We start from the raw sequence: 13,927 nt of genomic DNA on the forward strand, positions 1-13,927 counted from the left end.
ATGTTACTGCGCGCGTCAACACCCCGCGGGCAGGCCCCCGTTCGGCTCAGGGCACCCGGGCCGTCCATTCGGCGGTACCGAACTTGGTCCGTACGAGATCCTGCGCGCGGGCCAGCTCCGCGTCGGTGACCTTCCCCCGGGCGAGGCCGTACCGGGAACGGAAGGAGTCGATCATGCGGTCGATGACGGCCTCGCGCGGCAGACCGGTCTGCCGGCGCAGCGGGTCCACCCGCTTCTTGGCGCTCTTGGTGCCCTTGTCGGACAGCTTCTCCTTGCCGATGCGGAGCACGTCGAGCATCTTGTCCGCGTCGATGTCGTAGGACATCGTCACGTGGTGCAGGACCGCGCCCGGGCCGCCGCCGGGCGCCACCATGCGCTTCTGCGCGGCGCCCGCGATCTTCCCGGCGTCCGTCGCGATGTCGTTGAGCGGCTGGTACCAGGCCTTGATGCCCATGTCGGCGAGGGCGCCGAGCACCCAGTCGTCCAGATAGGCGTAACTGTCCTGGAAGGAGAGCCCCTGCACGAGGGCGTCCGGGACGGACAGGGAGTACGTGATGGTGTTGCCCGGCTCCACGAACATCGCGCCGCCCCCGGAGATGCGGCGCACGACATCGATCCCGTGCCGGGCGGCGCCCTCCGGATCGACCTCGTTGGCCAGCGACTGGAAACTGCCGATGATCACCGAGGGGGCGCCCCACTCCCAGACCCGCAGCGTCGGCGGGCGGCGCCCCGCCGCGACCTCCTGGGTCAGCACCTCGTCCAGGGCCATGTGCAGGGCGGGCGGCTGCGGCCCCTCGTGGACGAGCTGCCAGTCGTAGTCGGTCCAGTCCGTGGCGTGGGCCAGCGCCCGGCGCACGGCCACCCCGATGCCCTCCGACGTCAGGCCGTACATCACGGTGCCTTCGGGGAGCGCCGCGTCGATACGGGCGGCCAGGCCCGCGGCGTCCGTGTCGGCGGGGGCTCCGTCCAGGGCGCCGTCGATCGCCTCCAGCGCCTCGTCCGGCTCCAGGAAGAAGTCGCCGGCCACGCGGGTGCGCCGCAGCTCGCCGTCCTCGACGTCCAGATCCACCACGACCAGTTTGCCGCCGGGGACCTTGTACTCACCGTGCACCGTGCTTCCTCCAAGCCCGCGGGGCGCCTCGCCCCTCGGCTCGCTGTTCCGAATCGTCCCCAACGCTAGCCGAATGCCGGAATGTCCTCCCCGACGGAAGATGGGGCACAGGACGACGCACCACGTGGTGCCGGACCGACGTCAGGACGAGGGTGAGGGCGAGCAGGTGGAGGAGACCGTGAGCGTGCACGCGCGCGAGGGCGCCGAAACGGGCCGGCATGTCCTGGTGACCGGGGCGACGGGGTACATCGGCGGCCGCCTGGTGCCCGAGCTGCTCGACGCCGGATACCACGTGCGCTGCCTGGCCCGTACGCCGCAGAAACTCCGCGACCACCCCTGGGCACCGCGGGCGGAGGTCGTACGGGGCGACGTCACCGACGCCTCCTCGCTGGCCGAGGCGCTGCGCGGCATCGACGTGGCGTACTACCTGGTGCACGCCCTCGGCACCGGGAACCGCTTCGAGGAGACCGACAGGAAGGCGGCGCGGACCTTCGCGGAACAGGCCCACGCCGCCGGCGTACGCAGGGTCGTCTACCTCGGCGGCCTCACCCCGGCGGACGTACCGCCCGAGACGCTCTCGCCGCACCTGCGCTCACGCGCGGAGGTCGGCGAGATCTTCCTGCGCGGGAAGGTCCCCGCGACCGTCCTGCGCGCGGCCGTCATCATCGGCTCCGGCTCCGCCTCCTTCGAGATGCTGCGCCACCTCACCGAACGGCTCCCGGTGATGGTCACGCCGAGCTGGGTCGGCACCCGCGTCCAGCCCATCGCCGTGCGCGACGTCCTGCGCTACCTCGTCGGCAGCGCGCGCATGCCGTCCGACGTGAACCGCGCCTTCGACATCGGCGGCCCCGACGTCATCACGTACGAGCAGATGATGCGCCGGTACGCGACGGTCGCCGGGCTGCCGCACCGCCTCATCCTGCGCGTGCCGATGCTCACCCCCGGCCTCTCCAGCCTCTGGATCGGCCTCGTGACACCCGTGCCCCGCGCGCTGGCCCGGCCCCTCGCCGAATCACTGCGGCACGAAGTGGTCTGCGACGAACACGACATCGCGCGGTACGTGCCCGACCCGCCCGGCACCCCCGTCCCCTTCGACGAGGCGCTCAGCCTCGCCCTGCGGCGCGTGAAAGAGGCCCAGGTCACCACCCGCTGGTCATCGGCGGCGCTGCCCGGCGCGCCGAGCGACCCGCTGCCCACCGACCCCGACTGGGCGGGCGGCAGCCTCTACACCGACCACCGCCACATCACCGTCGACGCCCCGCCGGACGCCCTGTGGCGGGTCATCGAGGGCATCGGCGGCGACAACGGCTGGTACTCCTTCCCGCTGGCCTGGGCGGTACGGGGCTGGCTGGACCGCGCGGTCGGCGGCGCCGGACTGCGCCGCGGCCGCCGGGACGCGGCACGGCTGCGGGTCGGCGACTCCCTCGACTTCTGGCGGGTCGAGGAGATCGAACCGGGCAGGCTGCTGCGGCTGCGGGCGGAGATGCGGCTGCCCGGCCTGGCCTGGCTGGAGATGCGCGCCGACCGCGACCACGACGGCCGCACCCGCTACCGCCAGCGTGCCCTCTTCCACCCGCACGGCCTCCTCGGTCACGCCTACTGGTGGAGCGTCTCGCCTTTCCACGCGGTCGTGTTCGGCGGCATGGCCCGCAATATCGCCAAGGCCGCCTCCAAAGAGGCGCGGCGGGACGAAAGACAGGCGTCACCTTCGACGCCGCCCCCGGCCGCCGTACCGGCGCCGGACCCACAGGAGTAGCGCCATGAACACCTCCGTCGTCCTGTTCACCTCCGACCTGCGCGTCCACGACCATCCGCCGCTGCGCGCCGCCCTCGCGAGCGCCGACGCCGTGGTCCCGCTCTTCGTCCGCGACCAGGCCATCGAGGGCACCGGCTTCGCGGGGCCGAACCGGCAGGCGTTCCTCGCGGACTGCCTGGCAGACCTCGACCGACGGCTGCGGGAGCGCGGCGGGCGCCTGGTGGTGCGCGGCGGCGACCTCGTCGAGCAGGTGCGGGCCGTCATGGCGGAGGCGGCCGCCGACGACCTCCACCTGGCGGCGGGCGTCAGCCGGTACGCGCACCGTCGTGAGCGGCGCCTGCGCGAGGCACTGGAGGCGGACGGCCGCCGGCTGCACGTCCACGACGGCGTGATCACCGTGCTCCCGCCGGGCGGGGTGACCCCGGCGAACTCCGACCACTTCGCCGTCTTCACCCCGTACTTCCGCCGCTGGTCCGCCCAGGGGCCGCGCGCGGTGCTCGGCGCCCCGCGCGGCGTGCGCGTCCCCGACCACGTCCGCTCGGACCCCCTTCCCGAGCGCGACGCCGTCGCGGGCCTCTCGCCGGGGCTCGCGCGCGGCGGCGAGAGCGCGGGCAGGGCACGGTGGAAGGCCTGGCTGCGCGGCGGCATCGACGCGTACGGGCGACGCCACGACGATCTGGCGGGCGACGCCACCTCCAAGCTGTCGCCGCATCTGCACTTCGGCACGCTCTCCTGCACCGAACTCGTCCACGGGGCCCGTTCCCGGGCGACGCCGGGCGCCGAGGACTTCGTCCGCCAGCTGTGCTGGCGCGACTTCCACCACCAGGTGCTCGCGGCCAGACCCCGGGCGGCGACGGCCGACTACCGTACGCGCGGCGACCGTTGGCGCTCACCGGAGTCGGCGGCGCGGGACATCCGCGCGTGGCAGGAGGGGCGTACGGGATATCCGGTCATCGACGCCGCCATGCGCCAGCTCCTGCACGAGGGCTGGATGCACAACCGCGGCCGGCTGCTCACCGCGAGCTTCCTCACCAAGACGCTCTACGTCGACTGGCGGGTGGGCGCCCGGCACTTCCAGCGGCTGCTGGTCGACGGCGACCTCGCCAACAACCAGCTGAACTGGCAGTGGATGGCGGGGACCGGCACCGACAGCCGCCCCAACCGGGTCCTCAACCCCGTGCTCCAGGGCAAGCGGTACGACCCGGACGGCGCGTACGTCCGGCGCTGGGTGCCCGAACTCGGCGGAGTGCGCGGCGCCGCCGTCCACGAACCGTGGAAGCTGCCGGCCGCCGAGAGGGCGCGCCACGACTATCCGGAGCCGCTCGTCGACCTGGCCGACGGGCTCGCCCGGTTCCGGCGGGCCCGGGGCCTGGACTGACCGTCAGGGGGCGGGTGCGATGCCCCAGGCCGCCGCTCTGGCGGCGGCGGCCGCGCGGTTGGGCAGGTCGAGCTTGGCCAGGATGTGCTCGATGTGGGTGCCCACGGTGCGGGGCGTGACGTGGAGCCGCTCGGCGATCTCGCGGTTGGTGCGGCCGGCGGTCAGCTCGGCCAGCACCTCCAGCTCGCGCGGCGAGAGCCCGCCGGGCCGCAGGTGCGGAGACGGGGCTCCGGTGGAAAGGGCACCCGTGTCGAGGGTCGCTGCGAGGGCCTCCGTGAGGAGCGTGACCACGGCACGCGCCGGGTCGGGGGTGCGCCGTGGCCGGCGGGTGCTGACGTTCAGCATGCCGACGTACCGTCCGTCGGCGGCGAACAGGCACTGGGCCACCCCGTCCGCGATGCCGAGGGGGGAGAGCACCTCCTGGAACCCGGGGGACGCCGCGAGGAGGTGCCGGGGGACGTCCCTGAGCCAGAGGCCGCCCCGGGCCGGCCCGCGGAGCACGGCGAACACGGGGTCGTGGTGGAGACGGGTCTCGATGTACGCCGTGGCCTCGGCCGGGTAGCTCCCGGCCAAGGTGATGTGGCGCCGGCGCCGTGCGTCCCAGCGGGCCAGGGAGGCGTGGTCGTACGCCACCACCTGCGACAGCGCCGTCAGGACCGGGTCGACGCCGGTCGCGCCGTTCGTGGCGCTCCGGGCGGCCGCGCGGACGTGGACGGCCGCGTCGAGGATGTCCGCCGTGCTCCGATTCGCTGCCATTCCCCAAGGATGATCTTGTGCCCGGAGGACGTCAATCGCCCAGGGTGTCGTGCACGACCCGCCCGTCCATGACCGTCAGGACGACGGGCATCCGGGGGATGTCGTGGGGATCGGCGCCCAGCAGGTCCCCGTCGAGCACGCACAGGTCGGCGACCTTGCCCGGCTCCAGGGAGCCCTTCCAGTCGTCGGCGAAGTCCTGCCACGCCGCGTCGATCGTGTACGTACGGATCGCCTCGGCCAGGCCGATGCGCTGCTCGGGGCCGCTGACCCGGCCGGCGGCCTTCGACTCGCGCAGCACCATGGTGGCGATGCCCTGGCGCCAGTCCGGGTCGGTGACCGGGGCGTCGGATCCGCTGGCGACCCGCACGCCGGCGTCGAGGGCGTCGCGGTAGGGCCAGGCGTACGCGGCCCGCTCGGCGCCGACGAACTCCTCCTCCATGTCGGCGACGGTCCACTTGATGGTGGGGTTCATGTTGACGCCCAAGTCATGCGCGGCCAGCACCTTCATGCTGTGCGGGGTGAGGAAGTCGCCGTGGATGAGGTAGTGGCGGGCGTCGGGCCGCGGGTGCTCGGCCAGAGCCGCGGCGAAGGCGTCCGCGACGGTGTCGCAGGCCCGGTCGCCGGTGACGTGGACGCCCAGCTGATGGCCCGCGACATGGGCGTACCGGATCATGGCGTCGATCTCGGCGGTCCGCTCGGTGTCGCTCGCGCCGCCCACGCACAGGGCGCCGCAGCCGCCGCCGACGTACGGCTCGTGCATCCAGGCCGTCTTGTTGGGGACGATGCCGTCGGCGAATATCTTGACGCCGTGGACCGCGAGGCGGCGCGGATCGGTGTCGCCGTACTCGCCGAGGGTGCCGAGAGCACGGGCGAACTCCTCGGCGGTGCCGGCCATGCCGGTGGGCAGGAGCAGGACCCCGAGGCGGGCGGTCAGCTCGCCGTCGGCCAGCAGCCGGCGGTAGACGTCCAGGGTTCCGGTGCCGAGCGCGCCGCGCATGATGCCGTCGCCGCCGGGCCCGAGCCCGGGCTCGGTGTAGCTGGTGACGCCGAGCCCGGCGAGCGTGCGCAGGGTCGACCTGATGGCGTCGGTGCGCTCCTGCCGGCTCAGCGGGGGCAGCGCGTTCTGCACGAGGGCCTGGGCCCCCTCGTGGAGCAGCCCGGTCGGCTCCCCGGCGCCGTCCACGACGATGGCCCCGCCGGGCGGCGCGACGGAGTGCCGGTCGATCCCGATGAGTTCCAGGGCCTTGGAGTTGACCCAGGTGGCGTGCCCGGAGAAGGAGTAGAGGACGACGGGGTGCTCCGGGCTCACGGCGTCGAGGTCGCGCCGCGTGGGCGTCCGCGCGGGGTCGCGGACGCACTCCGCGAGGTAGCCGGTGTCCCAGCCGTGCCCGGTCACCCACTGCCCGCGCGGCACGCGCCCGACGGCCTCCCGCACCGCGTCGGCCACGTCCGCGAGACAGGCCACGGCGGGGTGCCCGAGGTCCAGGGAGAGCGGCGGTGACGCCATGCCGAAGGCGCATCCGTGCAGATGGGAGTCGTTGATCCCGGGCAGCAGCGTCGCCCCCCACAGCTCGACGACGCGGGTGCCGGGCCCGACGAACGGCGCGACATCGTCCCGCCCGCCGACGGCGCTGATGACCCCACCGGTCACCGCCAGGGCCGAGGCGACGGAGAACTCCGCGTCGACGGTGACCACTTGGCCGCCGACGAACACCAGATCCGCGTACGTGTCCACAGAAGCGTCCTTTCCCGGGCGGCCGGCACGACGCCGGTCCGCAAACGATCTCCCGAGGACTATGGCGGGGCTCCGGTGACCGGCACATCGGTCGTTTCACCGATACGCGGGGGTGTGCGGCGGTTCCGCTGCCGGAGGTGCCCCCGCCGGCCTTCTGAGGGGCGGCGGCCGTACGCCCCCGAGGGGCGCGGGGAACCGCGCGACCGGCCACCGCGTGTCCGCAGACGGCGAACGACGGAAACCTGGCAGACGAGGTGCCGCGCGTGGGCGTTCGGCCGGGGCGGTTGATCGCGGGGCCGCTCCCCAGCTCAGGGGCGCGTGCCGTGGCCCGTCGCGCGGAGGGCCTCTTGCGCCGCGGACAGGCGGTCCTCCTCGGCACGGCCGGCGGTGGGGCCGTCCGCGACGGCGTCCGTGGGGACGTCCGCGACGGCGTCCGCCCAGTCGAGCAGCCGGTGCAGATGGGGATCGGTCGCGGCCGCGGTGACGCGGGGCTCGCCCACGACCACCTCGCCGCTCGTCCCGTCGAGGGCGATCAGGGTGCCCTCGGGCAGGGTACGGCCGCCCGCCCGGACACAGCCCTCGGCGGCGTCGACGGTCAGACCCGAGGCCCCGACGACGGCGGGCTTGCCCATCGCCCGTGCCACCACGGCCGCGTGACTGGTCGGTCCGCCGCGCGCGGTGACGACCCCGGTCGCGGCGGCCAGGCCGTGCATGTCGAGCGGGGAGGTCTCGGGGCGCAGCAGGACGACCGGTCCGCCGGCCGCGAGCCGTGCCGCGCTGTCGGCCGTGGTGGCCACCCGGCCGACGGCGACTCCCGGTGAGGCGCCGAGCCCCCGGGTGAGGACGTCGCCCGGCTCCACCGCCGTGATCCGCGGGGTCCGCACCTGGGCGAGGTGCTGGGGCGCCACGCGCAGCAGGGCCTCGGCGCGGTCGATCGTCCCCGCCTCGGCCAGCTCCACCGCGACCCGGACCGCGGCACGCCCGACGAATCGCCCGGGGCGCACCTGGAGAATCCACAACTCACCGGCCTCGAAGGTGAATTCGACGTAGCAGGCGTCGCGGTAGTGCTCCTCCAGCCGGTCCAGGGCCGCCAACAACCCCACCCACACGTCGGGTTCCCGCTCGGCCAGTTCGTGCAGGGGGCCGGTGAGCGAGGTGCCGGAGACGACGTCATCGCCCTGTCGGCCGAAGAGGACCTCGCCGAACGGGAGCCGTTCCCCGGTGTTGGGGTCGCGGCTGAAGGCGACGCCCGTACCGCTGCGCTCGTCGCGGTTGCCGAACACCATCGCCTGGACGGTGACCGCCGTGCCGAGGTCGCCGGGGATGTCGTGCAGGGCGCGGTAGGTCTTGGCGCGCGGGGTGTCCCACGAGGAGAACACCGCCTCGACGGCCAGGTTCAACTGTCGTGCGGCGTCCTCGGGTACGGGCTCACCGCTCTGTTCGTGGATCAGCCGCTCGACCTCGCGGATCGCCGTTTCCAAGGCGCTCACCTCGCCTTCCTGGCCGGCGATCGCCCGTTCGACGGCCGCCAGGGCCTCCTGGCCCACGCCCACGACCTCGGAGGCGAAGCTGGTCAGGAACCGCAGCCGTGAGTCCAGCGCGAAGTGCGGGTCGCCCCTCTCCGCGGCCAGCGCGACGGTCGCCTCGGGGGTGAGTCCGAGGTTGAGCACGGTACTCATCATGCCCGGCATCGACACCGGGCCGCCGGAGCGTACCGACACGGCCAGTGGGCGTTCGGAGCCTCCCAGCGTGCGGTGTGTGGCGGCCTCCAAGTCGCGGACCGCGCCGGCCAGTTCGGCGTCCAGACCTTCGGGTGCCCGGCCGGTGCGGAGGTAGGCGCGGCAGGCCTGGGTACCGATCACGAACCCCGGTGGCACGGGCAGCCCCAGACGCCGGAGCACGACGAGCCCGTGCGCCTTGCCGCCGAGGACGTCCGCGCTCTCCTCGACCTCTGCCGAGAGCGGGTGGATCCAGGTCATCGCTTCGTCACCTCTGCGTCGCCTCTGCTGATTCGGCTGCGGGGAGCGGGCTGCCACGGGCCGGGGAGCCGGGGGCAGGGGAGCCGGGGGGCTCAGTGGCGCGGGATGCCGAGGGTGGCCAGCAGATCCTCGTGGAGCTGGAACCACACCGTGTGGTACGAGGCGGTGCTGTCCGTCACGTACTCCAGCGCTCCGGACCTGGCCCGGGCGAGCGCGTCGCCGAGCCGGACGGGGTAGCGCTGGAACCGGAGCAGCGCCGCGGACAGCTCCGCGCACAGCGGTTCGGCACGCTGGTGGAACTCCGTGAACCGGTCGAGGACCCGCGCGTCGTACGCGGAGTCCTTGTGGTCGTTCATCGTCATGGAGCCGTTGACGGTGCGGGTCTGCCAGGCCGTGCACAGGTCGAGCAGTTCCGGGTTGAGGACGAGGAACCGGTCGAAGGCCGCGGAGAGCGCGGGCCGCACCCCGGCCGCCGCCACCTCGTCGGCGATCCGCTCGGCGTCGGCGGCGCGGCCGGCGTCCGTGAGGCCCCAGCCGCCGAAGTCGCCCGCGGTGCGCGTGACGAGTCCGGCGACGGCGAGGTCGATCAGTTCCGACTCGACGTCGGATTCGGACAGTCCCGTCGCCCCGGCGACTGCGGACAGGCCCGAGAAGCCGATGCAGCGAAGGGCGTGGAGGACCAGCAGATCGGTGCTGGTGGCGTTGGAGGAAACGGGCTGGGTCATGGCGCGGCCCCATCGGGTTCGGTGTGGGAGACGTCTGCGGTGATGCGGTCGAAGGTGGCCGCGGCGTGCGCGGCACCCGGTCCTTGGGCTCGGGTGACGATCGTGTCGTGCCGGACGCGGACCGCGTACTCGGTGGCGTCGTCGGCGTCGGGAACACCGACGGCCGACGCCACCAGGCCGCGGTCGTCGAGGACGAGACGCAGGCGCGGCCGGTCCTCGGGTTCGAACACGCGCCACAGGCTACGTGCGAAGTCGCCGATTCTCAGCCGGACGAGGCGTCCGATCTCGGCGGGGTCGGCCGTGGTGACGGCCACGGTGATCAGATCACCGGCCCGCGCGGCGCGGACGGCCTCTTCCGCGGCTTCCAGGCGGCGGGTGCCGAGGACCGTGATGACACCGTCCCCGGCGAAGCCGACCGGCCGCCCGTCGAGCAGGTCCCGCAGCTCCCGCGGCGGGTGCCACGGGTCACGACAGGCTCGCGCGGGCGGGACGTAGGGCAGGTGCGGCGGATTCCAGGTGTCGGCGAGGGGGAGCCCCGCCAGGTGCGCGCATGCCTGGGCGATGTCGAAGGGGTCGCCGAAGCCCAGTGCCGGATCCGCCGAGGCGCCCGGGCCGTCCAGCAGCCGCAAGACCAGTTGGGCCCGTCGTACCTGTCGGGCGGGCGGCGCGTCGGCGCACGCGTGCGAGTCCAGGGACTCCAGCGCGAGCGCCAGCAACAGCGCCTCCAGGCGCGTCACTTGGCCGAACGCGGCGCGAATGGGTTCGTCGTCCAGCACCTCGGCCAGGGCCCGCAGCCGTACGCGGCCGACGGCGGGCGTGTGCTCGGCCAGCGGCAGCCGTTCGAGCCAGCTCCGGGCGAAGGCGCCGAGCACCTGGGCGGTGGAGGCTCCGGCGGAGGACGCCGGACCGGGAAGCTCGACGGCGTCGTCGTGCTCCGTGGCCGCGCCGCGCTCGACCATGTCGATCAGCACCGCCAGATAGAGGGCGCGTTTGCTCGGGAAGTTCGAGTACACCGCGCCCCGCGTCAGTTCGGCCCGCTCGGCGATCCGGTCCACCTTCGCCGCGGCGTATCCGCATGCGGTGAACTCGGCCTGCGCCGCAGTCAGCACGGCGGCGCGGGTGCGCTCCTGCTGCTGGGCCCGGGTCAGCCGGCCCATCCGCGACTCCTTCCGTCGGTGCGTGGCCGTTCGGCGCCTAGCCGTTGTGGCCCCGGAGCGCAAGTGTCGGCGCTCACGAAGGAAGATACACGGAACATCCCGATGGTGGCACCATCCGAGATTTGCTGGGCGGCCGCATCCGTCCCGCAGGGAGAAGTCGACAGGGCGACAGCGGCAGCGACCCTCGGGGGCGCCGCCCTCGACCGGAAGCAGAGGTTTAATTCTCGGGAAAGTGGTTTCCGGCGTTCGCCCGACGTGCCCCCGCCGAATTTCCCCCGAAGAATTCTTGCCCGACTTCCCCGGCGTTGGGATGCTCGATCGATGGCCGAACGATCAGCTTATGAGTTACTCAGTCGCGATGAGATGGACGCCATCGCGCGCTGCGCCGTCCTCGGTGCCTACAGACCGCGTCCCCGCTACGTTTTCGGGCTTTCCTTTATGGCGGTGGTGCCGGGAATTGTGTTGATGGTGTGCGGGGTGGCATTCCGGCTGACGCGCCGGCGTTTGCTGCGCCGGCTCCGGCGGGCCCACGGCGGCACCCCGTTCAGGTGGCCGGACCTGCTCGCCGAAGTGCGCCGCCGGGATCGGAACGCTGCCCTCCGTACGTGATGACCGCATGTTTCGCCAGCCTGGACCACGCGGGCCACAGGCTCGGTACGCACCCGGGTCGCCGCCGTGTCACCCGTGCGTGACCGGGGTCAGAGGCGTTGGAAGCGGTTCAAACCAGCAGTCCGTGAGGGCTGTGCCGAATGCTCTCATAGGCGCTTCGTCTTGACAGACATCGGCCGAAAGCGATCAAATTTGCGCAGTGTCACGGTGTTCCGTAACCGAGGGGCGAGCAATGAATCCGTCGGGACGGGGATATTCTGCTACGGGGGCGAGGTTCGTATGCGACGGCTGCGCGGACTGCGGTTTTGTTTCACCGTAACGGCTATTTCCGTTTCCGTCTCCGCCCGGCCGGAATTATCGCGGTGACGTGACGCGGGAACGGTGTGGGGAAAAGTGAGGCGGTGCGCCCGCGCGGCGCCCGGGCCGGCCGCCGAACCGTAGCCGTTCTATCGACTTATCTCCTCCGCCTGCTCGGCCTGACGCGTCGCTGAGTCACTGCGGAACCACACGTCACAGCGGGAGCGGCCGCGTCCGGCTGCCCATTTCCACCGACGCACGATCGCCCTCCGGCCCTCTCAACCACGCACCCCGAGGTGATTGATCAATGATCGGTAGGTTAAAAGCCCATGCCGTTCGGACGGCGGCGGTGCCCGGTGTCGATGTTCCGGGACGTGAGGGCGGGGAGGGCGCGGCCCCGGGCACCGGGGGCGCGCAGTCGCCGGCCACCGAGTACGTCCCCGTCGAGACCCTGCGCACGACGGGTGGTCCGCGCATCGGCGGGGAGGACGAGGAGCACGTCCACCTGCTCGCGGCCCTGGACACACCGCTCCCGCCCATCGTGGTGCACCGCCCCACGATGCACGTCATCGACGGCGCGCACCGCCTGCGCGCCGCCCTGCTGCGCGGCGACGACCGCATCATGGTCCGCTTCTTCGACGGCCCGGAGGCGGACGCCTTCGTCCTGGCGGTCCAGCTCAACAGCGAGCACGGACTGCCGCTTTCACTGTCCGACCGCAAGGCCGCCGCGGCCCGTATCGTCGCCTCCCACCCCCAGTGGTCCGACCGCAGGATCGCCGAGGTCGTGGGCCTGGCCGCCAACACGGTGGGCGCCGTACGGCAGCGTACGACTGCGCAAAATGAGCAACCGAACGCCAGCATCGGCCGGGACGGACGGGTGCGCCCGCGCAACGGAGCCGAGGGACGGCTGCGCGCGGGGGAGTTGATGCGGGCCAACCCGGAGGCCTCGCTGCGCGAGATAGCCAGGCTCGCGGGGATCTCGGCGGCCACCGCCAGCGACGTGCGGGCCCGGCTCAACCGGGGCGAACCACTGGTCACGCCGCAACAGCGGCAGGCCGGCACCCGGGAGAACCCTTCCGGGGCGGTGGCCCGGCGCTCCTTCCGGCCGGACGGCCAGGCCAGCGACGTCCTGCTGGTGAGCCTCAGCAAGGACCCCTCGCTGCGGCTCACCATGGCCGGCAAGGTCCTGCTGCGCGCGCTGCGGGTCAGCTCCGTCGACGCCGACGGCTGGGCCCGCATCGTGGACGCGGTGCCGCCGCACCGCCAGGAAGTGGTGGCCCGCCTCGCCCGGGAGTGCGCCAACGCCTGGCAGTGTCTCGCGGACAGGCTGTCGGAACGGACGGCCGAGAGACCGACCGAGGCGGGCTGAGCCACCGCCCCCGGCTCGCGCCCGCGCACCCGGCGGGGAGCACCGAATGACGCAGGGACCGGCCGCGAGGTGCGACCGGTCCCTGCGTGCGTCGCCCGTGCGCAGGGCCCGCACGTGCGACTTGTGCGTACGGCTGGCGGCTACGGCCCGTCGGCGCTCGCCGCGCTCACGGCGCGTCGAGGAACGCGCGGACGTCACGGGCGAACTCCGGGGTGCCCAGGAGGTTGTGGCCGCGGCGGGGGTACCGCACCAGCCGGGCGCCCGGTATCCCGGCCGCGGTCTCGTCGAACATCTCCTGGGGCCACATCCGGTCGCGGCCGCCGCACACCACGAGGGTGGGCGCCCGCACCTCGCCCAGCCGGTCCCGGACGTCGAAGCCGTCCTCGGCAAGCAGCGTCGCCTTCAGGTCGGAGATGTCGCGCGGCGGCGGATCCAGCCGTCCCGCCAGCCACAGCGGAAGCATCAGCAGCCGTTGCAGCACGGGGTTCGCGGTGAGGGCGGGGGCCGCCCGGTGCATGCCGGAGCGGCCGCGCTCGGCCGCCGCCAGCAGGTCCCGGTGGAAGCGCCTGCCGACCGGGCCCAGGGTGTACGCGGCGCAGGCGAGGACCAGCCGGTCGACCACGTCGGGGTGGTCGAGCGCCAGTTGCAGGGCGATCGCACCCCCGGTCCCGTGGCCGAGCACGGGCACGGGACCCGGGAAGTGCGCGCGCAGGGCCTCGGCGTGCTCCGTGGCCAGCTCGCCGATCGTCGTGCCGACCGGCGTGCCCGGGCGGCGGTTGGTCCAGAAGACCTCGTACCCGGCGGCGACGAACGGCGCCACCAGCAGCGCCGCTCTGCGCCGCTGCGCACCGGGCGGCGGCACCGTGTGCGTCATCGTGAATCCGGACAGGTGGACCAGCGGCTTCCCGGAACCGAAGGCGAGATGGGGAAGGCCGGTGCTGAATGTGCCCTGCTTGGTCGCGATATCCATGGGTCACCTCTCGTACTCGATGTGTCTTTCCGAGCGTTCGTGGTCACATCCTCTGTGCGCGGCTACGCTGACGCTCGAACCGGGG

At 73.3% G+C, this 13,927-nt stretch carries 10 protein-coding genes; 3 read left to right on the forward strand and 7 right to left on the reverse strand.

Features of this window, described 5'->3' with window-relative positions:
* Positions 1-46 precede the first annotated feature (46 nt).
* Positions 47-1,111 (reverse strand): lipoate--protein ligase family protein, encoded by a 1,065-nt coding sequence (locus tag ACZ5GP_RS06565; protein WP_468749731.1) that lies wholly within the window; start codon positions 1,109-1,111, stop codon positions 47-49.
* 184 nt (positions 1,112-1,295) lie between these two features.
* On the opposite strand from ACZ5GP_RS06565, the gene ACZ5GP_RS06570 reads away from it, so the two are divergent.
* The gene (locus tag ACZ5GP_RS06570) at positions 1,296-2,867 is read left to right on the forward strand and encodes an SDR family oxidoreductase (RefSeq protein ID WP_468750142.1); all 1,572 of its coding nucleotides are present in this window, start codon (positions 1,296-1,298) and stop codon (positions 2,865-2,867) included.
* Positions 2,868-2,871: 4 nt separating this feature from the next.
* Positions 2,872-4,245: a cryptochrome/photolyase family protein gene (locus ACZ5GP_RS06575; protein ID WP_468749732.1), complete on the forward strand. Its 1,374-nt coding sequence runs from the start codon at positions 2,872-2,874 to the stop codon at positions 4,243-4,245.
* 3 nt (positions 4,246-4,248) lie between these two features.
* On the opposite strand, the gene ACZ5GP_RS06580 is transcribed toward ACZ5GP_RS06575, so the two are convergent.
* The 5 genes from ACZ5GP_RS06580 to ACZ5GP_RS06600 form a co-directional block, all read right to left on the reverse strand.
* The gene (locus tag ACZ5GP_RS06580; protein WP_468749733.1) at positions 4,249-5,001 is read right to left on the reverse strand and encodes a helix-turn-helix transcriptional regulator; all 753 of its coding nucleotides are present in this window, start codon (positions 4,999-5,001) and stop codon (positions 4,249-4,251) included.
* A gap of 31 nt (positions 5,002-5,032) precedes the next feature.
* Positions 5,033-6,736, reverse strand: coding sequence for an amidohydrolase (locus ACZ5GP_RS06585; RefSeq protein WP_468749734.1), 1,704 nt, complete (start codon positions 6,734-6,736; stop codon positions 5,033-5,035).
* A gap of 308 nt (positions 6,737-7,044) precedes the next feature.
* Entirely contained in the window at positions 7,045-8,715 is a 1,671-nt protein-coding gene (locus ACZ5GP_RS06590; RefSeq protein ID WP_468749735.1) for a pyruvate, phosphate dikinase, read from the reverse strand.
* Positions 8,716-8,807: 92 nt separating this feature from the next.
* Positions 8,808-9,440 carry a transcriptional regulator gene (locus tag ACZ5GP_RS06595; RefSeq protein WP_468749736.1) on the reverse strand — a complete coding sequence of 211 codons (633 nt, stop codon included), beginning with the start codon at positions 9,438-9,440 and terminating at the stop codon, positions 8,808-8,810.
* Positions 9,437-10,597 carry a TetR/AcrR family transcriptional regulator gene (locus ACZ5GP_RS06600; RefSeq protein ID WP_468749737.1) on the reverse strand — a complete coding sequence of 387 codons (1,161 nt, stop codon included), beginning with the start codon at positions 10,595-10,597 and terminating at the stop codon, positions 9,437-9,439. Before ACZ5GP_RS06600 ends, ACZ5GP_RS06595 begins: the two co-directional genes overlap by 4 nt.
* A gap of 1,255 nt (positions 10,598-11,852) precedes the next feature.
* Between ACZ5GP_RS06600 and ACZ5GP_RS06605 the strand changes: the two genes are divergently transcribed.
* The gene (locus tag ACZ5GP_RS06605; RefSeq protein ID WP_468749738.1) at positions 11,853-12,872 is read left to right on the forward strand and encodes a streptomycin biosynthesis protein; all 1,020 of its coding nucleotides are present in this window, start codon (positions 11,853-11,855) and stop codon (positions 12,870-12,872) included.
* A gap of 166 nt (positions 12,873-13,038) precedes the next feature.
* Here the strand turns inward: ACZ5GP_RS06605 and ACZ5GP_RS06610 are convergent, their stop codons facing one another.
* The gene (locus ACZ5GP_RS06610) at positions 13,039-13,842 is read right to left on the reverse strand and encodes an alpha/beta fold hydrolase (protein WP_468749739.1); all 804 of its coding nucleotides are present in this window, start codon (positions 13,840-13,842) and stop codon (positions 13,039-13,041) included.
* Positions 13,843-13,927: the final 85 nt, after the last annotated feature.

It is taken from the genome of Streptomyces sp. NPDC031466 (assembly GCF_055581265.1).

Excerpts from the sequence above, each read along its gene's own strand:
- ACZ5GP_RS06575 (WP_468749732.1), top strand. The coding sequence starts at position 2,872 with ATGAACACCTCCGTCGTCCTGTTCACCTCCGACCTGCGCGTCCACGAC.
- ACZ5GP_RS06580 (WP_468749733.1), bottom strand. The coding sequence starts at position 5,001 with ATGGCAGCGAATCGGAGCACGGCGGACATCCTCGACGCGGCCGTCCAC.
- ACZ5GP_RS06590 (WP_468749735.1), bottom strand. The coding sequence starts at position 8,715 with ATGACCTGGATCCACCCGCTCTCGGCAGAGGTCGAGGAGAGCGCGGAC.
- ACZ5GP_RS06595 (WP_468749736.1), bottom strand. The coding sequence starts at position 9,440 with ATGACCCAGCCCGTTTCCTCCAACGCCACCAGCACCGATCTGCTGGTC.
- ACZ5GP_RS06600 (WP_468749737.1), bottom strand. The coding sequence starts at position 10,597 with ATGGGCCGGCTGACCCGGGCCCAGCAGCAGGAGCGCACCCGCGCCGCC.
- ACZ5GP_RS06610 (WP_468749739.1), bottom strand. The coding sequence starts at position 13,842 with ATGGATATCGCGACCAAGCAGGGCACATTCAGCACCGGCCTTCCCCAT.